The sequence below is a fragment of the Bacillus sp. FSL W7-1582 genome (genome assembly GCF_038593325.1).
In the GTDB taxonomy this organism is placed as follows: Bacteria; Bacillota; Bacilli; order Bacillales; family Bacillaceae; genus Bacillus; species Bacillus altitudinis.
In genome coordinates, this window is the sequence record NZ_CP151987.1 from 3,021,209 (window position 1) to 3,041,909 (window position 20,701).

The window sequence follows — 20,701 nt, forward strand, 5'->3', positions numbered from 1 at the left end:
CAATTGTATTAAATAAAAAATAACACAACTGTGTTAAAAAAACAATAGCTGTGCTAAAATCAACGTATGCCAAAAATCGTCGATCACCATAAACAAAAACAAAAGGTCGCTCATGCTGCTATGAGAGTGATTAAACAAGAGGGATTGGAAAGCGCTTCTGTACGAAAAATAGCCGTAGAAGCTGGCATTTCAGCCGGCTCTATGCGTCATTATTTTTCCACACAGCAAGAATTGTTTCTATTCTCCATGAATTTAATTCAGGAAAGAGTGAAGGAGCGAATTGCTAAGCTTCCATTAAACGGTTCAACAGAGGAAAATGTATTCACTTTATTGGAGCAGGTTCTTCCACTAGACGAAGAACGAATATTTGAAATGGAGGTGTGGCAGGCTTTTACAGTCAAGGCACTGACTGAACCAGATTTACAGCCGCTCAATGCAAAGATGTATGACGAGCTTTTTCAAACCGTTCAATTTTGCTTAATGAAATTGAAAGAGGATGAGCTACTGCTAGATCATATTGATCTTTTATTAGAAACTGAGCGGCTTTATGCGGTCATCAATGGGCTTGCATTGAATGGAATCGTACAGCCCCATCGTTTACCGCCTCAGCTTATGCGCTCCGTGCTGCAGATGCATCTTCAATCCATCACAAAAAAAGACATGCCCTCCTTATAGAGAGCATGTCTTTTTAATCTTCCATAAAAATACGTTTCGCCTCGTAATAGAGCACCTGTACAAATTTCTTCACATTGATACGTGTGTGCTCTTCTCTTCCACTTGTCTCTTTTGTGAGTTCACTCATTTTCTTACGCACAATGGTAAAATCGAAAAATTTTGATGCATAGTTTTCAAAGGTTGGGTGAGAAAAATCGGTTAACCCGAGCGAGGCGATGTGTTTCAATGATTGGTTGATCGCACGTCTTACCCGCTGTTCCGCTGCTTTTGCTTCTCTTGCGATGTCTGCTGATGTAAAAGGTTCGTTTAATTTATCCTCTGTGATGCCAGTGAAAATTACTTTTAATGAAGGAAAAGAGTCGTGCTGATCGGCATGTAACGCTAAATACTGATCTGTGAAAAGAATCATATCTAGTAAATCCTTAGACCCCTTTTCACCGACAATCCCAAGCTCCGCGAGCAAAAACTGACCTGCCTCTGCAAGACTTTTCCCGCGCTGCTTCGTTTTTGTCTGTCCGCGCTGCTGGAACTGCATGACCGATTTGAGCGAATGCTGAATATTTTCAATTGAGTGCTCTAAATGTAGTCGTTCAATCATGAGATGGAGCACACTTAAGACCTCTACCCTGTTGATCGGCTTTGTCACATAATACTCGACACCGAGTGTATATGCCTGGCCGATGAGTTCCTTTGTTTCTACTTGTGACAGCATTAAATATTTCCCATGAAATTCATCCTTGATCGCTCGAATCGTCTCAAGACCGTCCCTTTCCGGCATCAGAAGATCAATACACAAGATATCAATATGCAAATCATTTAAGTAGCTCGCTGTTACTTCAGCACCATCCTCTGCTTCCCCTGCCACAATGCCAAGCTCTTCATCTTCAATGAGCTGTGCCAGTGAAGAACGAACGGCTTCATCATCATCAACAATAAAAAATCTCATCTCCCATTCCCCTCTTTTCTGCTGACTTGATCAATTGGTATCGTTAAAGTGAACATCGTTTGTTGATTTGGGATACTCTTCATTTCAACACTTCCGCCAAGCTTCTCGGCTGTGTCTTTCACATAGGAAAGACCGATGCCGCTTGATGGGTTCCCGGCTTGGTCGTATTTTAAAGTGAAGCCCGGTTTAAAGATCACATGATGGTTACGCTCTTTAATGCCTGGACCGTTGTCACTGATTTGAAAAATTACATCATTCTCTTTCCGCGAAATGGATAGTGATACCTCTCCATTTACTGGAATCGCTTCAACGGCATTGGATACAATGTTATTTAATAAAGATAGAATGGTATACACATGATAAGCAGGGTGCTGTCCTTCTTCATCATAATGAAAAACGATGTGTTTTTTAAGAGATTCCGCGTAATTTTCATGGATACGAATCACAAGTCCAGCGATATGAGCAGGACTTGCATACTCCTGAAAGTTTTCCTCATGAATCAGTTTTGATAAGGCAGAAAAAATCCGCTGATTATCCTTTTTGATTTCGTGTACCTCACCTGCAATTTGCAGGGCTGTTTTTCCGAGTTTTTTCAAATCTAATGATTCCGTATCCTTTGCATGATGCAGAGATTGATACAATTGATATGAAGTAGCTGTAATGTGCTCAGCATGTGCAAGGGTTTTATAAAAATATGTAGATTCCGTATAAAGATTCGACAGCAGCATCAACAGGTGTTCCTTTTCCTTCTTCATTTGGCGCTCTCTCGCCTGTTCTTCGTATAATCGAATCATCGTATAACAAGCCAATACGAAAAAGCTTCTGAAAATCGCCAATACAAATAGTTGAAACAGCGTTCTCACTGTTAAAATTTCATCAATGGCTCCCCTGAGTGCAATCATTTCGACTACACTTGCACATAGTTCCATGATAATCCCTGTCGCCCCAATGAGCCAAGGCTTATCACGGAAACGTCTGACCTGTAATACATAAAAAAGCGTACCATAGACGACGTAATACAGCAGGGAAGGAAATCTTAAAGAAACGGCCTCTTCCAGCGCTAAGTGGCCTGACACAGCGGTATCAAGAAGCACCCGGAATGCAAACACGGATCCCCCCGCAATGATGCCGCTTGCCCATGCCGGGAATTTTTTCATTTGAAGCAGAATAAAGAAAAAGACAACGGTTCCAAAGCTGACCCGAAAGCTATCCTCAAATGGATAAAATTTCAGCTCTCCCCCAATCGGAGTCAGAACAATGAGCATGATAATTAAATAAGGCTCTGTATTCAACCATTTTTTCAGTAGATTCAAACGCAGTCACATCCCTAATAATTGACGATAGTATACTATGTGAGCTTCAGAAAAACAAACAGTCCATGAAAAAACGCACACCGGACATTTGTCGGTGTGCGCTTCTCATGATGCTGCTTAATCTTCTAAACGATCCTTTTCTAAAAGTGATGCACCAGCAATACCTGGTTTCGTCATTTCAAAAGGATTTAAGATGACATCAAGCTCTTCCTCTGATAACACATCATTTTGCAGACAAAGCTCACGTACAGATACGCCTGTAAGAATCGCTTCTCTCGCAATTCGTGCAGCAGCTTCATAACCAATATGCGGATTGACCGCCGTCATGACACCAGCACTCTTTTCTACATATTCTTTTAATCTAGATTCATCTGCTTTTAGGTCACGCAAGCAGTTATCGACAAAGGATTCAAATACATTTTTCATCATGCTGAGAGACTGTAGTAAGTTGAATATTAAAACTGGCTCCATGACGTTCAGTTCAAGCTGACCAGCCTCTGATGCAAGGCAGATCGTGTGGTCATTTCCAATGACTTGGAATGCCACTTGGTTCATGACCTCAGGCATCACTGGGTTGACTTTCCCTGGCATGATAGATGAACCTGGCTGTCTCGGCGGCAAGTGCAGCTCACCAAAGCCTGCTCTAGGACCTGAAGCCATCAAACGAATATCGTTTGCCATTTTGGACATATTCATCATACATACTTTCAGTGCAGCTGATACTTCTGTATAAGCATCTGTATTTTGCGTAGCATCGACCAAATCTTCTGCTCCAACTAACGGCAATCCGCTAATGTCAGCTAGATAACCAACTACCTGGCGAATATATTTAGGATCAGCATTCAGTCCTGTTCCAACTGCTGTTGCGCCCATATTGACTTCATATAAATGCTGTCTAGACTGCTTGATTCGTTTAATATCACGAGCAAGAACCTTTGCATATGCACTAAACTCTTGACCAAGTCTGATTGGAACAGCGTCCTGAAGATGCGTACGTCCCATTTTGATGACATGATCGAATTCTTGCGCTTTTTCTGTCATGACTTGATGCATGTTTTCCATCGTATAAAGTAGTTTTTCAATCATATTCAATGTTGAAATATGAATCGCTGTTGGGAAAACGTCGTTTGTTGACTGCGACATGTTCACATGCGTGTTTGGACTTAGCTCAGTATAAGCGCCTTTTTCCTTTCCTAGTAGTTCAAGCGCTCTGTTTGCAATGACTTCATTGGCATTCATATTCATTGAAGTGCCAGCCCCGCCTTGAATTGGATCGACAATAAATTGATTGTTCCATTTTCCTTCAATCACTTCATCTGCGGCTTGAACAATTTTTTCTCCAAGACCAGCATATAGTCGCTTTGTATCCATATTTGCAAGTGCGGCTGCCTTTTTGACAATCCCTAGTGCTTTGATGAGTTCCTCATGAACATGGTAGCCTGTAATTGGAAAGTTCTCTACTGCACGTAATGTCTGAATTCCATAATACGCTTGAGTGTCTACTTCCTTTTCACCTAGAAAGTCTCGTTCGATACGAACTTGCTTGTCCTGTAGCTTCGTCATTTGAAAAGATCTCCTTTTACGCTGCTTTTGTTTGTTGTTTTAATTCCTCAATATACTTCTTCGATTTCTCTTGATCAAACACTTTTTCCCACTTAGACATGACAATGGCTGCAAGTGAGTTACCAAATACGTTAACAGTTGTACGAACCATGTCAAGGATACGGTCGATCCCAACGATGAAGGCAAGTCCTTCAAGCGGAAGTCCCATTGCTCCAAGTGTTGTGATGACAACAACGATCGATGCACCTGGTACACCAGCCATTCCTTTTGATGTGAGCATTAAGATTAATAGTAACGTAATTTGCTCATAGATGGAAAGAGGCATGCCGTACATTTGTGCAACAAATATGGCGGCAATGGATTGATAAATGGCACTTCCATCTAAGTTAAAGGTATAGCCTGTTGGGATAACGAACGACGTGATCGCTTTCGGGCATCCGAACTTCTCCATTTTGTCCATTAATCTAGGCAATACAGCTTCTGAACTTGCTGTTGAGAAGGCAAGAATGATTTCTTCTTTTAACACTCTAAATAGTGTAAAGACGCTTGTTCCAGCTAATTTTGCGATAATGCCAAGTACGACAATCACGAAGAATGCCATTGTGCCGTAAACGACAAGTACCAGTTTACCTAGCGGGAGAAGCGCTCCGACCCCGAATTTGATCACCGTCACACTGATGAGCGCGAATACACCAAATGGTGCAAACTTCATCACTTTATTGGTCACCCAGAACATCGCTTCGAGGATGCCCTCAAAAAATCCTAACACTGGTTTTCCTTTGTCTCCAACTGCTGCAATTCCTAATCCGAATAACACTGTAAAGAAGATTGTTGGTAATAGATCACCTTCTGCAATGGATTGGAACACGTTTGTTGGCACAAGATGCACAATCGTTTCAGAGAAACTAGCTTTTTCGGCAGAAGACTTAGATGTCTCTTCATATTTAGAGATATCGCCTTTCTCCATGTTACTCATATCAATTCCTGTACCAGGATGGAAAACGTTTGCTGCAAGCAGTCCAACTGCTAATGCAATCGTTGTCACAATTTCGAAGTAAAGAATCGTTTTCCCACCGAGTCTTCCGATGGTTTTCATATCGCCTACACCTGCAACGGCTACAATCAATGCAGCAATAACAATTGGAAGAACGATCATTTTAATTAAGTGGATGAATATATCGCCAATCGGCGTTAACACATTAATAACGGTTTCATTTTGATAAAATAGTGCTCCTACGACAACACCCAAAACAAGTGCGATGAGTATTTGAGAAGCTAACCCTAACTTTTTCATACGTGGACCCCCTTTTTTTGATAACGCTTTCTTTGTTGCCTAATCGCATCTTAACGATGAACCTACAAAAAACGACAAAAAGGAACAAAAAGAAGTGAATTTTTTATGAAAAATCTTTTAAAAGGTGGGTTTTTCCACAAAATTGTTAAAAAAAGACTTCGCTTTTAGCGAAGTCTCAGATTATTGACAAAGGGCTAAAATGAACTTGATTTTAGCCCTTTGTCTTCTTTTCAGCGTGATAGAAAACCTTTGCAGTCTAGGAAGGACGAGCACCGGAGCAGAGCGAATTTGACATTCGTGAGCACCGGAGCGCAGGACTGACAAAGAATGCGAGGGTTTGTCTACACGCTGAGACTTCGCTTTTGGCGAAGTCTCAGGTTGTTGAGAAGAGCTAAAATGAACTTTATTTTAGCTCTTTGTGATAGAAATCCATTGAAGTCTAGAAAGGACGAGCACCGACGTGCAGGACTGACACCGAATGCGAGGACTTCGCTTCTGATGAAGTCTCATGTTGCATATGATCAGCTGGCGGCTCTTGAAGAGGAGAAAGTTCGACATAAACCGCATAGCCTATCAGTACAATGGCTACATAAATCACAGCACTAAACGTCCACACCCATTTGACATTCAGCTTCATTTTGCTACACCCTCTCTGACAGGTTTCAATCGCTGTAATCTTAGTGCGTTCAGCACAACCGATACAGAACTAAAGGCCATTGCCGCTCCTGCAAGCCATGGTGCCAGGAACCCAAATGCGGCGACTGGTATACCAATACAATTGTAAGCAAGCGCCCAAAATAGATTCTGTTTAATGTTTCTCATCGTTTTTCTGCTAAATTCAAGTGCATCTGCAATGGCATGGAGATCTCCTGTCATGAGCGTAATATCTGCCGCTTCCATGGCAACATCTGTACCTGTTCCGACGGCCATCCCGATATTTGCTGTTGCAAGGGCAGGGGCATCATTGATGCCGTCTCCAACCATCGCCACTTTTTTTCCTTGTTTCTGAAGCGCTACAATATGAGCCGCTTTTTCCTCTGGAAGAACTTCAGCGATGACATGATCTATGCCTGCCTCACTCGCAATCGCTTCTGCTGTGCGTTTGTTATCTCCTGTCATCATCACGACGTGAATCCCTTGCTCTTTGAGACGAGCGACCGCTTGAGAAGAAGACGATTTGATTGTATCAGCAACGGCGACAATACCTGCAGGCTCGCCGTCAATGGCAATGAGCATCGCCGTTTTCCCTTGTTCTTCAAGCTCAGTCACAACTGTTTCTAGTGCTTCGCAGCTGATATGATGTTTCTTTAGGAGTTTCCGTGTGCCAATCAAAAGCTCATGTCCTGCAGCCCTTGCTTCAATTCCATGACCAGGATCTGCTTGAAAAGCTTCTACCTCGACCGATTGGAGACCCCGATTCTTCATGCCTTCTGTAATCGCTCTGGCAAGTGGATGCTCTGACTGCTGTTCTGCCGATCCTGCTAACTGAAGCAGCTTATCTTCTGTCCAATTGGCAGATCCAATCACATCTGTAAGACTCGGCTCCCCTTTTGTCACAGTCCCTGTTTTATCTAGCACTACTGTATCTAGTGATTGGGTTACCTCTAAGTGTTCTCCGCCTTTAAACAGAATCCCTGATTCAGCTGCCCGGCCGCTGCCTGCCATAATAGAGGTCGGTGTAGCAAGGCCAAGAGCACAAGGACATGCAATCACGATCACAGCAATAAACGTCTCAAGTGCCGATGTCACATTTCCTGGATCAACAAAGATATACCAAGTCAGAAAAGTGAGCACAGCCAATCCTACAACAATGGGGACAAATATCCCTGAAATTTGATCTGCCATTCTTTGAATTGGTGCTTTTGAGCCTTGCGCTTGTTCGACGACTCGAATGATTTGTGAAAGAGCCGTTTCTTTTCCTACTTTTGTTGCTTTCACTTTCACAAATCCATTTTTATTGATGGTTGCCCCGATGACTGTATCTCCTGTGGTTTTATCAACTGGCAGACTTTCTCCTGTAATCATCGATTCGTCGATCGCTGTTGTTCCTTCGATGATGTCTCCGTCTACCGGGACTTTTTCACCCGGCTTGACGAACACAAGATCATTCACTTTCACTTCAGAAATAGAAACGGTCATTTCTTTCCCATCTCGCTCTATCACAGCTTCTTTCGCTTGTAAGCCCATCAGTTTTTGAATCGCTTCTGATGATCTCCCTTTCGCTCTTGCTTCCATTAACTTTCCGAGCACAATCAACGTAATCAGCACAGCACTCGTTTCATAATAGAGGGACGCTTCATGTGTGCCTTGAACCGCTGATTGAATACTTTCATATAAACTATAGAAAAAAGCAGCCGATGTCCCTAGTGCCACAAGGACATCCATATTGGCACTTTTATTTTTCAACGCTTTATAAGCACCTACATAAAAAGGCCAGCCGACAATGAACTGGACGGGCGCTGCTAATGCGAGCTGAACCCATGGATTCATAAACGCTTCTGGCAACCAAATAAACGATGTGAAAGAAAAATGACTGACCATTGCCCAAAGAAGAGGCAATGACAAGATCATTGAGAACAAAAAGCGTGCCGTTTGTTTCTCAATCGCTGCTTGACGATGGTCTTTTTTCCCTTCCTCCGCATGCTCTTCGGCTGGTTCGGTTAGTGAATATCCAATGGATTTCACAGCCTCTTTTATGTCACTTGGAGATATTTTCCCTGGATGATATGTCACCTGAAGTGACTCAAGCGCAAAGTTCACTGATCCTTGATCAATACCATCCATCCGGTTGACTTTTTTCTCAATTCGGTTTGCACAAGCCGCACATGTCATTCCCTCTATATCAAATTCAGCTTGCTCCATCACCACATCATAGCCAAGAGATTGAATTTTTTGTTTTAGATCCTCTGCTGTGAGTTGTTCTGTTTCATACACAATGTGGGATGTTTCAAGCGCAAAGTTCACACTGGCGTCGTCCACACCTTCCAACCTGTTCAAGCCCTTTTCAATGCGGCCTGCACAGGCGGCGCAAGTCATTCCCGTAATTTGAAAATCAATTTCTTTTTTCATTTATCTCACCTCTCCACATACTCCATGGGGGTATTGTTATTTTTAAAAAAATACGTGCTGTCTGATGCAGCACGTATGCTCATTTTATACGACATCATATCCCTGTTCTTCAATGACATCAGAGATCTGGTGTAACGTGATTTGATCTGGGTGAAAGGAAACCTCCACCTGACCCTTATCTAAATGGACTTTTACAGATTCAACACCTGCTAATTCTCCTACATTTCCTTCGACTGCTTTCACACAATGTCCGCAAGACATGCCTTGCACTTGTAGTGTTGCTTGTTCCACTTCTCATCGCCTCCATCAATCATTTTCTATTTTTACTATACCCTAGTAGGGTATCATTGTAAACATAAATGATCCTCTGTTTGCTACGATTTTGTCAGCTTCGTGAAGACATTCATTAACTCCTCAATGGCTTCATCCCCATTACCGCTCTTAATGGCATCCGCTACGCAGTGGTGTGTATGCTTTTCCATTAATTGAAGACTCACTTTTTTTAAAGCTGCATTGACAGCAGAAATTTGATTCACGACATCTATGCAGTAACGATCGTTTTCAATCATTTGCTGAATCCCTCGCACTTGACCTTCCACTCGTTTTAAGCGATTGATTAATTGCTCTTTTTCCTTCTCAGCTCTAGGCGAAGCGATATGTCTTTCTTCTTGTTCTGTCATCTGATCACCTTTTTTCTATCATACTTGTGTTACATTCAATTAAAGCATATCTTCACCTGAAAAGGCAAAGATATGCTGTGATCACCATTTGCTTATCCTAGTTTGTTAGTTGTTCAATATCTTGCAAAAGGCTGACCGATTGCTGAAGCTGCTTCATGAGCCCTTGTTGATCCTCTAAAATAGCTGCAGCATCGAAGTTGTCCATTTTCAATTGCTGTAAATAGGTTTGAATCTCCTCTGACAGCACTTTATTTTTCTCTATGATTTGTGCATGCAGGTCTTCTGCTATTGATGGGGCTGTGAGTTCATTAAATTCTTGAATGTCTGCTTTCAATGATTCAAGTTGCTGCGTCAAATCTGCTCTTTTGGCAGCATCTTGTACAGCTTCTTCCGCAAGCTGTGGAAAATCCTCTGTGAATTGCTGAATATCCGTCACATACTCATTCGCCTCTGTGACATATGTCGTTGTATCGTTTACTTGGTCTAACAGTCCTGAACATCCACTTAACAAAAACGTACCGGTAAATAGAAACGCCATCACATATTGTTTCAAGATCCATCATCCTTTCATCTGCTATGTTGAAACCCCTCATTTGTCCAGCTCCCAACCACACAGATGCAAAAAGATCTTAAAAAAAGCCAGACCTTTGCCTCATGTGTGATAGGCAAAGGTCTGGCTAACATGTTCATGCCGGAATGGCCGAGAAACAACGGATGTTTCTGTAATGACGACCAAACCGTAAAAGCTACTCCCCTTTAGGATACCGTTCAAATGTTATGTTTATCATATCTAAATGAAGGACAACAGTCAATGAGAAGCAGGCGGAAGATCCTACTTTTGGTATAGCATATAGTCGGAACCAGTTGATGCATAAATCCGATTACGTCCTTGGCGTTTTGACATATACAAGGCTTGATCTGCCTCAAATAGAAGCGTTTCTAATATAGAGGGATCATTCGCTGTATGGGCGACGCCAAAGCTTGCTGTCACTCTTACTTTTTTCTCATCTGTCTGAAAGAAACTCACTTCAAATGAATGTCTCATCTGTTCCGCAATATGACATGCCTCTTCAAATGAATGATGCGGGAGACAAATGGCGAACTCTTCTCCACCATATCGGCCGAATAAATCATCCATCTTCAAATGCTGCTGACAAATGGACACAACATGACGCAACGCCTCGTCTCCAATATGATGTCCGTGCGTATCATTGATTTGTTTAAAGAAATCAATATCAAATAGCAATATCGCAGTATCCTGCGCATCCTCTTCCAATAACATCTGCGTTCGTTCAATAAAGGAAGACCGATTGAAGATATTCGTCAAACCATCAATATATGCTCGGCGCTCCAGCTCTTCCTGCAATAGTCGCTGCTCCGTAACATCGCTGATCACAATTTGCCTGCCCTCGACTTCGCCTCTTCTATTAAAAAGAGAAGAAGCAGTGAGATGATAATAGAAGGGCTGCTCTTTTTCCCACATTAAATCATACTGTGAATGATCCTGCGGAGAACGCAGCCACTGTATAAACGCTGGTTCTTTGATGATTCCTGAGAATATATCATCGATTTTATAGCCGATTCCCTTTTTAGCGAGCACAGGAATGATCAATGCAGCCGCAGGGTTATAATCAATCAGTGTTCGGTATCGATCCAATAGAAGAACACCTTCTGACATATGTTCAAACACACGCTCCATGGCAATGGGAGAGAGCTTAAAGAGATGAAAAGACATAATCGCCCATAAGTAGAGTGCGTTGGTTAAAAACATCACCACTGGTACTGGGTCAATGTGAAAAGGCGTGACACCTAATAAATAGATAAAAGAGGTCGTGATCGGCAATAATATTCCAACGAGCAAGATCAGAACCTGTTTCAAATATTCTCTCTTCACACGTAAAAACCAAAGCAGCATAAAAATAGCGAGCATAGAACAGCCAAATGTATAGACCCCATGAATGATATACCAATAACCAATGGTAAAATCAACTAATAAAAACCCGTCTACTGTATTCATCGTGATGCTTCGGTAAAAGAGTGAATGAAAAGAGTTGGTGAACACCAGAATGGTGGTTAAAATTGGAATCAACAAGAAGAGAAGCACGCGGCGCTTTGTTACATATTGATGGAAACCAGTAAACTGCAGCACAATCATTAGGCTGAACGGTGCAATGAACGGAAGACCTATGTATTGAAAACTAACCCAGAATGTAATTTCTTGAGGGGTGCGCGCCAATAATTCAAATGTATGTCCAAAAATATAAATCGCAGTTGCTCCAGACATATACATAAACAATTGACAGCCAATATACCGATGGCGATTTGCATGAGCAATGATTGATAATATTACGGACAGAATGCCAGAAACACTCATGATCACAATAAAATGTAAAACAATCGAATCCATGTAAACGCCCCAATTTCAGTTATTTAGAACTAGTCTAATCTTACTATATATGAGGACGTCTCAAATGGGAAGATGTGATTTTGAATTGGTTGGCGGTTTTTTGGAAAGCGTTCGTCATTTTACTAGTCGTGGCGCCCCATCTATTCATTACTTCTTACTTAATTTAAGGATAAAGCATATTGTAGCAAGTGAAATATCTGTACAATGTGGAGATGAATGAAAAGGAGGCTTGATAGGAGATGACTTTTTTGATCATCATGGCAGGTTTGTTTATGCTGATTCTTTTAGAAAAGCCATTTCAGAAGAAACGATCTGGGCTGTTATTTTTAATGGGTTATTTGCTGCTGATTGCGGTTTATGTGATTCAGACAACATTTGTGGAGATTATGCCTGATGGGCTTTTGTTGATGATGGCGGTGATTGTGGTTTGTCCTTTGTTTGTTCGAATGATGCAGTCTTTTCAGAGGAACGCTTGACTTAGTAACAGAAAAAACCTCTACTTGTACCATCGCAAGTAGAGGTTTAACTTTAATGATTACGAGTAAATACTTCCTTCACCACTCGTTCACTTGCTTTTCCATCTTCTAGTGAACAGAATCTATCATGGAATACATCGTATTTTTCCTTGTAAGCATCTTTTACGCTTTCAATGTTCTGAATGCTATGAAGCACTTCTTCAGACGTATACAATAACGGACCTGGCAGATCTTTTTCGACATCAATATAAAAACCTCTCAGCACATCTTTGTATTTATCAATATCATACGTAAAGAAAAGAATCGGCTGCCTTAGGTTTGCAAAATCAAAGAATACAGACGAGTAATCCGTGATAAGGATGTCACTTGAAATATATAAGTCATTGATATCATTATATTTAGAATAGTCAAAGGCAAACCCTTCAAACCCTGTTAAATCAATATTATCTGAAATGAAATAATGCATTCGTAAAATGATGACATATTCTTCGCCTAACTTTTCTTTTAACAAATTTAAATCTAAAGTGAGATTAAATTTGTATTGCCCCGCTTTATGAAATTCATCATCTCTCCATGTTGGAGCATATAAAATGACTTTTTTATCAGCAGGTATACCAAGCTTCGATTTAATCTTCACTTTATCTGCATCTGTAAAGTTTTTCAGAATATCATTTCTTGGATAGCCATATGTTAATATTTTTTCTTTCGGATACATAAATGCACTTTCGAAGATTTTTTCAGAATATGGGTTTGCTGCAATTAGGTAATCCCATTTTCGAGATTGTAAATAAAATTCTTTTTTGTAATCTGGATTTGCAGATACTACATTATCCATATCAAATACTAATTTCTTAAGTGGTGTACCATGCCATGTAGATAAGATAATTTGTTCATCTTTTTTATAAAGTGACTTGGGCTGTCTCATGTTTAAAACAAAATATTTTGCCACTGTGACATAGTAAAAATAGCTCCAGCTAAATCGCTTAATTACTTTAACGTTCTTGTGCTGAAATTCTTCTTCATTTGCCACCATTTCTTTATCATTCAGAATCCAAACATGCTTCCATTGATTTGGCTCATGCTCAAGAAGATATTTAAATATAGCCTTAGGGCTATCCGAATAGTTTCTTCCTAAAAAGCTTTCATAGACAATGGTGTTAGGTTTAATAGGCAATCTTGAGAAGAACAATTGTTGAACGATTCTTTGTCTTGCTCTCTTCTTTTTCGGTTTTATGCCCTGATACAGATTATAATAGAGAACTCTCTTTTTACTTAGACGATATGCCTTACGATAATTCCCGACCTTAATTGCATTAATTTCTTTTAAATGTCTTTTCTTCAATTTGATTGGATTTGACTCTGCATTCAAAATGGTTTGACAGGACTGATAAATAGGCGTTAAACGTTGAATGCCCTCTTTAAACACTGGGCTTTTTACAACCTTATATAAATATTGGCTGATCGCTTCAAGCTTCACTTGTTTCACTAAAGCCAAATCGTCACATTGTTCGATTGATTTGCTTAATGTTCGGAACATTTCTTCAAATCGATGATCCTGTTCTTCCTGGGAAAGTGAAGGGAAATTGATAGGATCGTTATGGATCAGCTTATAGTATAGACAAATTGATGTTTCCAAAATAGAGAATGCATCTTGATAAATTTTCATTAAGAACGGAATATCACTATACAATGGTGCGCTTTCATCAAACTGTATTTGATTGTTCAACAAATATTTCTTTTGAACAACGAACCCATGTGATTTTAATTGATAAGAAATCTTCTTAAAGAACTTTTCCTTTGCAATTTCATGATAATGAGCTGATACAACGTTCTCCTCAAAAAGCATCTGCATGACTTCGTTTTCATTTGCATCAACATTTAATTTTTTCAAAACATGACTTAAGTTATCCAACGTATCATGCTGATACAAAGCCTGCTTCTTTTCCTTTAATGTTGTGTTTCTGTCTACAATTGTCTTTTTCACTTTCAGCTTAAACACATTCAATTGTTCTTGATCAATGATCTGCTTCGCATATATCAGCGCATTTGGATGTAAGAAATCATCAGCATCTAAAAATAAGATGTACTCTCCTCGAGCTTCTTCTATGCCTTTATTTCTACTAATGCCTGCATTTGTATGAGGTCCCATATTGATTGTTCTATAATTAAAAGTATAAGGCGCTAAAATTTCTTCTAGGTGTTGACTATCTTGATGGACCAAAAGGACTTCGAAATCTTTAAAAATTTGATCATCTAAACTTTTCATGCAGTTATCAGTATACTTTTTATTGGTATCCTTATAAGGAATAACAATAGTAAATAACATAAGATCCCTCTTCCAAATTTTATATAAACAACAATGTTTGATCTTTTCATCACTTAATATGATTTAAAAAACAATAAATATTATAACAAAAACGTGTTTTTATTCAAAAAAAAGATTCGTCTAAAAAGACGACTCACTAGAAATTCGTTTATCCAAAATGTTTTCCATCTATACTTCTATGATACAACAATTTATCATACTTAACATAAAAAAACCACTGTTCTAGCCGACTTGAAATAAAAATAATAAGAACGTATTTTGTCTGTATGATAACATCCAGTTTTGTTTAAAATTCAGATTGTTTAAGTTTCTAATAGCAAAGAAAAATGACGCTGTGATAGCGTCATTTCATATAACCATTCATTTTTTAAAGATGCCAGCCCCGCATCAAGGGCTTTCAAACCCTTGATACGACTGCGTTCTAAAAGTTTTGATGGAGACGGTGGGAGTCGAACCCACGTCCAGAGACATCGATTACTTAAGCGTCTACGAGCGTAGTCAACATATTTACGTGTTCGCTCATCCTCATGCCTGCTGACGGGCGCTTGGAGAGCTAGTCTGATGGATCTCTTCTTACGTCCTCAGACAAAAACGTAAGCGTAGCCTACTTCATTGGGCTCCTCACAGACACATAGGCGATGTCAGGAAGAGCTCGCTGCGCTTATTAGGCAGCTAGTGCTAAGTTTTGGTTAAAACTTTTAGTTTTGCCAGTTACATTTAGGTGCGTGTTAACGAGATCGCCTCTCGGCTCGCAGCCTAAGCTCGAACCATCCCTGTCGAATCCGTAACGTCCCCTTGTAAAAGGGATATACGGGATGGAAACGTTCTTTAGCTTAACTGCTTCCGTATATGACTATTATAACAATCTCATCGCTCGAAACAACTGGTGGTTTCTGTAAAAAAACGACGATGATTGTTTACTGCATAACATATTGTAGCATAATGCTTCCGCTCTCAGCAAGCCATCTGCATGCGTCTAGAATTGCTTTTGCCGGTCACGGAAAGCTCGCTCGATTTCACGTTTCGCATCTTTTTTCTTCAGATCTTCACGTTTATCATATTTCTTCTTCCCTTTACCGACTCCAATTAGCACTTTGGCAAAGCCATTTTTCAAATAGAGTTTAATGGGAACAAGTGAGTAGCCCTCTTCCTTTGTCGCACCAATCAACTTACTGATTTGTTTGCGGTGAAGCAGCAGCTTTCTCGTTCTGAGCGGATCATGGTTATAACGGTTCCCCTGCTCGTATGGGCTCACGTGCATATTGTGAAGAAACACTTCTCCTCGTTCGATTTTGGCAAAGGAATCTTTTAAATTCACTTTTCCTGCTCGAATGGATTTGATTTCAGTTCCTTGTAATACAAGGCCGGCTTCGTATGTTTCTTCTATAAAATAATCATGGTTGGCTTTTTTGTTTTGGGAAACAACCTTTCCCTCTCCCTTTGGCATTGGCGTACACCCTCCTTTTGACACAGACACGGTCCAAATCGTACGGATTATTTTATCAAACAATCCAGCTTTCGACAATGCTGCTGCCACTTGGTCAAAAAGCAAATAGAGCGTGATGCCCTATTTGCTTTTTGTCACGTTACTTTTTCTTTTTGCGCTTTTGTTTCGGTGCGTTATCAAATACGCGTTTTTTCTTTTTCTTCTTTTTACGACCTGTAAACCAGTCGCCGCCTTTATCCTCTTTGCCTTTTTCCCCAGAGGCCTTTTGACCTCCGCGTCCTTTTTTGGCTGGTGGATCTGTCCGTTTTTTGAACTTGAAGTCTTTTGGTGATTTACGGCGAGTGCCTTTCATCCCGACGATTTCAAAATCAATGGAATGCTCATCTTTATTTACACTCACCACTTTGACAGTAATTTCGTCACCTATGCGATATACATTCCCTGTCCGCTCACCGATCATGGCAAAGTGCTGTTCATCAAAACGATAGTAATCGTCTGTCATGTAGCTCACATGGACAAGGCCTTCTATCGTATTCGGCAGTTCAACGAATAGTCCGAAATTCGTGACGGAACTAATCATACCATCAAACTCTTCACCGATTTTATCCAGCATAAACTCTGCCTTTTTCAGGTCATCTGTTTCGCGCTCAGCATCAACAGAGCGGCGCTCCATTGTAGATGCATGATCTGCGATTTCTGGCAGCAGTTGACCCCACTTTTCAAGGGTCGCTTCGTCTGTCTTTTTCTCTATTAAATAGGTTCTGATCAGCCTATGCACGATTAAATCCGGGTAACGGCGGATCGGCGATGTGAAGTGTGTATAAAATTCGGTAGATAATCCAAAATGTCCAATGCTTTCTGGATCATACTTCGCCTGTTTCATTGAGCGAAGCATCACAGTTTGAATGACGACTTCTTCCGGCTGATCACGGACGGCATCAAGTACACTTTGAAGAGCACGCGGGTGAATATTCGTTGACGTCCCTTTCACAATGTAACCAAATGTCGTCACGAACTCTAAAAAGCGCTGAAGTTTCTCAGGATTTGGTTCTTCGTGAATTCGGTAAATGAACGGAACATTCATCCAGTGGAAATGCTCGGCAACTGTTTCGTTTGCCACCAGCATGAATTCTTCAATTAATTTTTCGGCAACAGAACGCTCACGAATAACTACGTCTTTCGCTGCGCCTTCATCATCTACAAGCACTTTTGCTTCCTTGAAGTCAAAGTCGACTGCTCCACGCTCCATTCGCTTGTCACGCAGAATTTCTGCAAGCTTCTCCATCTCTTGGAACATTGGTACTAACGGCTCGTATTTGTCTAAAAGCTCTTCATCTTGGTCAACTAAAATCTTATTCACATCGGAATAGGTCATTCTTTCCGTCGTTTTGATCACACTTTGGAAAATTTCGTGTTTGACGACTTTCCCACTTCGATCAATGATCATTTCACAAGAGAGTGTGAGACGATCTACCTTCGAATTCAACGAGCAAATGCCATTTGACAGGCGATGAGGAATCATTGGAATGACGCGGTCGACAAGATACACACTCGTTCCACGCTCATAGGCTTCCTGATCAATCGGAGAGTTTTCCGTTACATAATGAGAGACATCCGCAATATGCACACCCAGTTTGTATTTACCATCATCCAACTTTTGCACAGTAACCGCATCGTCCAAGTCCTTTGCATCTGCACCGTCAATCGTCACGATCGTTTCATTGCGCAGATCACGTCTACCTTCAAGGTCCTTTTCATCGATCGTTTCAGGTGTGTCTGCTGCCTGCTGGAGCGCTTCTTCCGGAAACTCACCTGGTAGACCGTGTTTATGAATAATCGACAAAATATCGATGCCAGGGTCATTTTTGTGACCAAGGATTTCAGTCACTTCACCCTCTGCACTCATTCTTCCTTCAGGGTAGCTTGTCAGCGTGACAACGACTTTATGACCTTCAACCGCTCCGTTTTTAGCGGATTTTGGAATGAAGATATCGTTTGTGATTTTTTTATCATCAGGAATGACAAAACCAAAACTTTTCGTTTCTGTATAGGTACCGACAACCGTCTGAGTATTACGCTCCAGAATACGGATGACCGTTCCTTCTTTTTTGGTGCCATTTGATTTGTGGCTGACACGAACCATGACGGTGTCGCCATTCATTGCTGTGCCTAGCTCATTTGGCGGAATGAAAATATCATCCTGTCCAAACTCTTCTGGTGTCACAAATGCAAATCCTTTTGCATGCGCAGACAGCTTCCCTTTTACCAAGTTCATTTTTTCCGGTACACCATAGCGGTCGCTGCGGGTACGGACGATAAGTCCCTGATCCTCTAATATCACAAGTGCTTTGACGAGCTCTTTATAATCATCTGGATTGGTAATTTCCATCATGACTTCTAATTCCTGCACCGTTAATGGTTTGTACGCCTCTTCTTGCATAAACGCAAGTAATTCATCCATAAATTCTTCTTTTTGCACACTCTAACCCCCTATATATTTAAATTGACCAATCGAGTGATTCTAAGAATGCATATACATCCTGATGAACCTTCTCTCGCTCTTTATCAAGCGTGATAACATGGCCCGATTCTTCATACCACTTTAAATGTTTTTCATCTGTCTCTACTTCGTTATAAATAATGTTTGCACTGTCTGTATTAATCATATGATCATGACGTGCCTGAACAACAAAAGTAGGTGAATAAATCATGTCAACATTGTTTCTGACATCTGCAATGAGTTCTTGAAGAGCCTTGAGTGTACCCATTGGTGTTTTCTTGAACTCTTCCATCTCTTGCTCAATTTGATCCTCTGACTTACCCTCGAATTTTTTATAGTTACGGGCATAATCTAGTACACCCTGGTACATGACTTCTTCACTTTTTATGTACATAGGTGCACACATAGGTACAATTCCCTTTACAGGTACAGTGTAACCTAATTTTAATGAAAAAACTCCTCCGAGGGATAGTCCGCAGACCGCAATTTCCTCATAACCTTCGTCTTTTAAAAATTGATAGCCTTCTTCTACATCTTTCCACCAATCTGTAGGACCTGTATGAACAAGCTCCTCTGGCGGTACACCGTGTCCTTTGTATTGAGGTGCATGGCATGTATAGCCTCTTTCATTCAAATAACGCCCAAGCATACGAACATCGGCTGTATTCCCAGTAAAACCGTGAAGAAGAAGCACCGCCTTTTCTCCACCTTTAAACGTAAATGGTTTTGGTGTAACAACTTTCATGATGTGACTTCCTTTCCTTCTGATATGGTTTATATTTTCCACTTGTATGTATGAAACAAACACAAAAGAGTGCTGATAATAAAAAAAGGTCTGAAAAAAGATCAGACCTTCTGTTACTCGCGCCTACACGCCTAAATATGCCAATGCAAGTGTTAAGATGAAGAAAAGCACTGACAAAATGACAGTTAATCGGTGAAGAATCAAGTCAAGACCTCTCGCTTTTTGCTTACCGAAAAGCTGCTCGGCTCCACCTGAAATAGCGCCTGACAGTCCTGCACTTTTACTTGATTGTAATAATACAACGATGATAAGTGCGATACTGACAATTACGAGTAATGTGATAACAAATGCGTGCATGAAAACACCTCCAGACAAACTGGTACACATAACTTTATTTTACATGAAAACAAGGTGCATGTCACGAAACATCAAAATAAAGATTTCCTATATATTGTCGACTTTATTTGTCATTTTGATTCAATTTCGCTCCAATGGATTGTATGCAGCATTTTTTATATGCAATTTTTGAGGTTAAAAAACGTTTTTAGCGAGTTGCTTCTTCTTTTAAGAGCTGTTTTAATTCTACTAACAACCGTTCAGCTCCTTCAGGACTCAGCACGACGTTACCGTTTCCATAGCTTTTGTTGTATTTCGTTATTTGGCCAGTTAATAAGCAGCTCTTATCTGCATCATATTTTTTCAGCATAATGGTTTGATCTTCGATGAAAATTTCTAACAGCTGCTCTTCTTTTATATTGAGTACCTTTCGCATTTCTGAAGGCAGAACAATTCTGCCAAGCGAATCAATGTGTCTTACCATTCCAGTTCTTTTCAATGAAGCCGCCTCCTTAATGATCATACGATGATTTCATTTATTGACTTTTGTCAACATCTTCATAGTAAAATAAATCTTCAAATTTTTTATCAAAGTAATGAATCATTTTGCCAATGACAAGCTGTCCTGGCTTCCGGTGACCATTCAATACCCTGCTGAGTGTGGCAGGAGAGATACCAATTTCATCTGCGAGCTGATTTAAAGACATATCGTTTTCGATCATATACTGCATCACAAATGCCCGCCTGATCTGAATCTTTTCGACCATCATTACAACCTCCTATAGGATCAATATGTACAACATGTAGGACTCTCATATCTCCCGGATTCATTAACTTATGTCAACACTTTTACGCCCTTTCTATTTCCTTTGGTCAATGATCATACTAAAATAAGTCATATACTGAAATGTGAGGTTCGATGAC

The 20,701-nt window shown here is 40.5% G+C and carries 19 protein-coding genes and 1 other RNA gene; 2 read left to right on the forward strand and 18 right to left on the reverse strand.

What is annotated here, in order from left to right; translation table 11 throughout:
• Positions 1-66: 66 nt before the first annotated feature.
• Positions 67-675, forward strand: coding sequence for a TetR/AcrR family transcriptional regulator (locus tag NSQ11_RS15670; protein WP_182488925.1), 609 nt, complete (start codon positions 67-69; stop codon positions 673-675).
• 13 nt (positions 676-688) lie between these two features.
• Here the strand turns inward: NSQ11_RS15670 and NSQ11_RS15675 are convergent, their stop codons facing one another.
• The 10 genes from NSQ11_RS15675 to NSQ11_RS15720 all read right to left on the reverse strand — a co-directional run bounded on the left by NSQ11_RS15675 (position 689) and on the right by NSQ11_RS15720 (position 11,947).
• The gene (locus tag NSQ11_RS15675; RefSeq protein WP_039168273.1) at positions 689-1,621 is read right to left on the reverse strand and encodes a response regulator; all 933 of its coding nucleotides are present in this window, start codon (positions 1,619-1,621) and stop codon (positions 689-691) included.
• Entirely contained in the window at positions 1,618-2,934 is a 1,317-nt protein-coding gene (locus NSQ11_RS15680) for a sensor histidine kinase (protein ID WP_017368058.1), read from the reverse strand. The genes NSQ11_RS15675 and NSQ11_RS15680 overlap by 4 nt, the downstream gene beginning before the upstream one ends.
• A 117-nt stretch (positions 2,935-3,051) precedes the next feature.
• A complete protein-coding gene (gene aspA, locus NSQ11_RS15685; RefSeq protein ID WP_035701391.1) occupies positions 3,052-4,497 on the reverse strand; it encodes an aspartate ammonia-lyase in 1,446 nt (481 codons plus the stop codon).
• Positions 4,498-4,513: 16 nt separating this feature from the next.
• Positions 4,514-5,791 (reverse strand): cation:dicarboxylase symporter family transporter, encoded by a 1,278-nt coding sequence (locus NSQ11_RS15690; RefSeq protein WP_007500222.1) that lies wholly within the window; start codon positions 5,789-5,791, stop codon positions 4,514-4,516.
• 439 nt (positions 5,792-6,230) lie between these two features.
• On the reverse strand, positions 6,231-6,428 hold the full coding sequence (locus NSQ11_RS15695) for a hypothetical protein (RefSeq protein ID WP_099496755.1): 198 nt from the start codon (positions 6,426-6,428) through the stop codon (positions 6,231-6,233).
• The gene (locus NSQ11_RS15700; RefSeq protein WP_079920187.1) at positions 6,425-8,860 is read right to left on the reverse strand and encodes a heavy metal translocating P-type ATPase; all 2,436 of its coding nucleotides are present in this window, start codon (positions 8,858-8,860) and stop codon (positions 6,425-6,427) included. The genes NSQ11_RS15695 and NSQ11_RS15700 overlap by 4 nt, the downstream gene beginning before the upstream one ends.
• Before the next feature lie 84 nt (positions 8,861-8,944).
• A complete protein-coding gene (copZ, locus tag NSQ11_RS15705) occupies positions 8,945-9,151 on the reverse strand; it encodes a copper chaperone CopZ (RefSeq protein ID WP_017368060.1) in 207 nt (68 codons plus the stop codon).
• A gap of 83 nt (positions 9,152-9,234) precedes the next feature.
• The gene (locus tag NSQ11_RS15710) at positions 9,235-9,540 is read right to left on the reverse strand and encodes a metal-sensing transcriptional repressor (RefSeq protein ID WP_008347647.1); all 306 of its coding nucleotides are present in this window, start codon (positions 9,538-9,540) and stop codon (positions 9,235-9,237) included.
• Between the two features lie 97 nt (positions 9,541-9,637).
• Complete coding sequence (locus NSQ11_RS15715) at positions 9,638-10,093, reverse strand: DUF6376 family protein (protein WP_024719824.1); 456 nt, start codon at positions 10,091-10,093, stop codon at positions 9,638-9,640.
• A 279-nt stretch (positions 10,094-10,372) separates the two neighbouring features.
• Entirely contained in the window at positions 10,373-11,947 is a 1,575-nt protein-coding gene (locus NSQ11_RS15720) for a histidine kinase N-terminal 7TM domain-containing protein (protein ID WP_342501154.1), read from the reverse strand.
• Positions 11,948-12,186: 239 nt separating this feature from the next.
• On the opposite strand from NSQ11_RS15720, the gene NSQ11_RS15725 reads away from it, so the two are divergent.
• Positions 12,187-12,423, forward strand: coding sequence for a hypothetical protein (locus tag NSQ11_RS15725; protein WP_212338603.1), 237 nt, complete (start codon positions 12,187-12,189; stop codon positions 12,421-12,423).
• A 52-nt stretch (positions 12,424-12,475) separates the two neighbouring features.
• On the opposite strand, the gene NSQ11_RS15730 is transcribed toward NSQ11_RS15725, so the two are convergent.
• The 8 genes from NSQ11_RS15730 to NSQ11_RS15765 all read right to left on the reverse strand — a co-directional run bounded on the left by NSQ11_RS15730 (position 12,476) and on the right by NSQ11_RS15765 (position 20,547).
• Entirely contained in the window at positions 12,476-14,749 is a 2,274-nt protein-coding gene (locus NSQ11_RS15730) for a CDP-glycerol:glycerophosphate glycerophosphotransferase (protein ID WP_216099150.1), read from the reverse strand.
• Between the two features lie 431 nt (positions 14,750-15,180).
• Positions 15,181-15,544, reverse strand: a transfer-messenger RNA (tmRNA) gene (gene ssrA / locus NSQ11_RS15735).
• A 181-nt stretch (positions 15,545-15,725) separates the two neighbouring features.
• Positions 15,726-16,196: an SsrA-binding protein SmpB gene (smpB, locus tag NSQ11_RS15740; RefSeq protein ID WP_008347658.1), complete on the reverse strand. Its 471-nt coding sequence runs from the start codon at positions 16,194-16,196 to the stop codon at positions 15,726-15,728.
• A 139-nt stretch (positions 16,197-16,335) separates the two neighbouring features.
• Entirely contained in the window at positions 16,336-18,675 is a 2,340-nt protein-coding gene (gene rnr, locus NSQ11_RS15745; protein WP_335357917.1) for a ribonuclease R, read from the reverse strand.
• Between the two features lie 19 nt (positions 18,676-18,694).
• Positions 18,695-19,441, reverse strand: coding sequence for a carboxylesterase (locus NSQ11_RS15750; protein WP_008347663.1), 747 nt, complete (start codon positions 19,439-19,441; stop codon positions 18,695-18,697).
• A gap of 123 nt (positions 19,442-19,564) precedes the next feature.
• A complete protein-coding gene (gene secG / locus NSQ11_RS15755; protein ID WP_003212746.1) occupies positions 19,565-19,798 on the reverse strand; it encodes a preprotein translocase subunit SecG in 234 nt (77 codons plus the stop codon).
• Positions 19,799-19,985: 187 nt separating this feature from the next.
• Positions 19,986-20,276, reverse strand: coding sequence for an AbrB/MazE/SpoVT family DNA-binding domain-containing protein (locus NSQ11_RS15760; protein WP_008347666.1), 291 nt, complete (start codon positions 20,274-20,276; stop codon positions 19,986-19,988).
• 37 nt (positions 20,277-20,313) lie between these two features.
• Positions 20,314-20,547: a helix-turn-helix transcriptional regulator gene (locus tag NSQ11_RS15765; RefSeq protein ID WP_008347669.1), complete on the reverse strand. Its 234-nt coding sequence runs from the start codon at positions 20,545-20,547 to the stop codon at positions 20,314-20,316.
• Positions 20,548-20,701 lie beyond the last annotated feature (154 nt).

Bases quoted from the DNA above. Each gene is read 5' to 3' on its own strand.
- aspA (WP_035701391.1), bottom strand. From the start codon at position 4,497: ATGACGAAGCTACAGGACAAGCAAGTTCGTATCGAACGAGACTTTCTA.
- NSQ11_RS15720 (WP_342501154.1), bottom strand. From the start codon at position 11,947: ATGGATTCGATTGTTTTACATTTTATTGTGATCATGAGTGTTTCTGGC.
- NSQ11_RS15730 (WP_216099150.1), bottom strand. From the start codon at position 14,749: ATGTTATTTACTATTGTTATTCCTTATAAGGATACCAATAAAAAGTAT.
- NSQ11_RS15750 (WP_008347663.1), bottom strand. From the start codon at position 19,441: ATGAAAGTTGTTACACCAAAACCATTTACGTTTAAAGGTGGAGAAAAG.
- smpB (WP_008347658.1), bottom strand. From the start codon at position 16,196: ATGCCAAAGGGAGAGGGAAAGGTTGTTTCCCAAAACAAAAAAGCCAAC.
- NSQ11_RS15700 (WP_079920187.1), bottom strand. From the start codon at position 8,860: ATGAAAAAAGAAATTGATTTTCAAATTACGGGAATGACTTGCGCCGCC.
- NSQ11_RS15690 (WP_007500222.1), bottom strand. From the start codon at position 5,791: ATGAAAAAGTTAGGGTTAGCTTCTCAAATACTCATCGCACTTGTTTTG.
- NSQ11_RS15765 (WP_008347669.1), bottom strand. From the start codon at position 20,547: ATGATGGTCGAAAAGATTCAGATCAGGCGGGCATTTGTGATGCAGTAT.
- NSQ11_RS15695 (WP_099496755.1), bottom strand. From the start codon at position 6,428: ATGAAGCTGAATGTCAAATGGGTGTGGACGTTTAGTGCTGTGATTTAT.
- secG (WP_003212746.1), bottom strand. From the start codon at position 19,798: ATGCACGCATTTGTTATCACATTACTCGTAATTGTCAGTATCGCACTT.
- NSQ11_RS15675 (WP_039168273.1), bottom strand. From the start codon at position 1,621: ATGAGATTTTTTATTGTTGATGATGATGAAGCCGTTCGTTCTTCACTG.
- NSQ11_RS15670 (WP_182488925.1), top strand. From the start codon at position 67: ATGCCAAAAATCGTCGATCACCATAAACAAAAACAAAAGGTCGCTCAT.
- NSQ11_RS15710 (WP_008347647.1), bottom strand. From the start codon at position 9,540: ATGACAGAACAAGAAGAAAGACATATCGCTTCGCCTAGAGCTGAGAAG.
- NSQ11_RS15725 (WP_212338603.1), top strand. From the start codon at position 12,187: ATGACTTTTTTGATCATCATGGCAGGTTTGTTTATGCTGATTCTTTTA.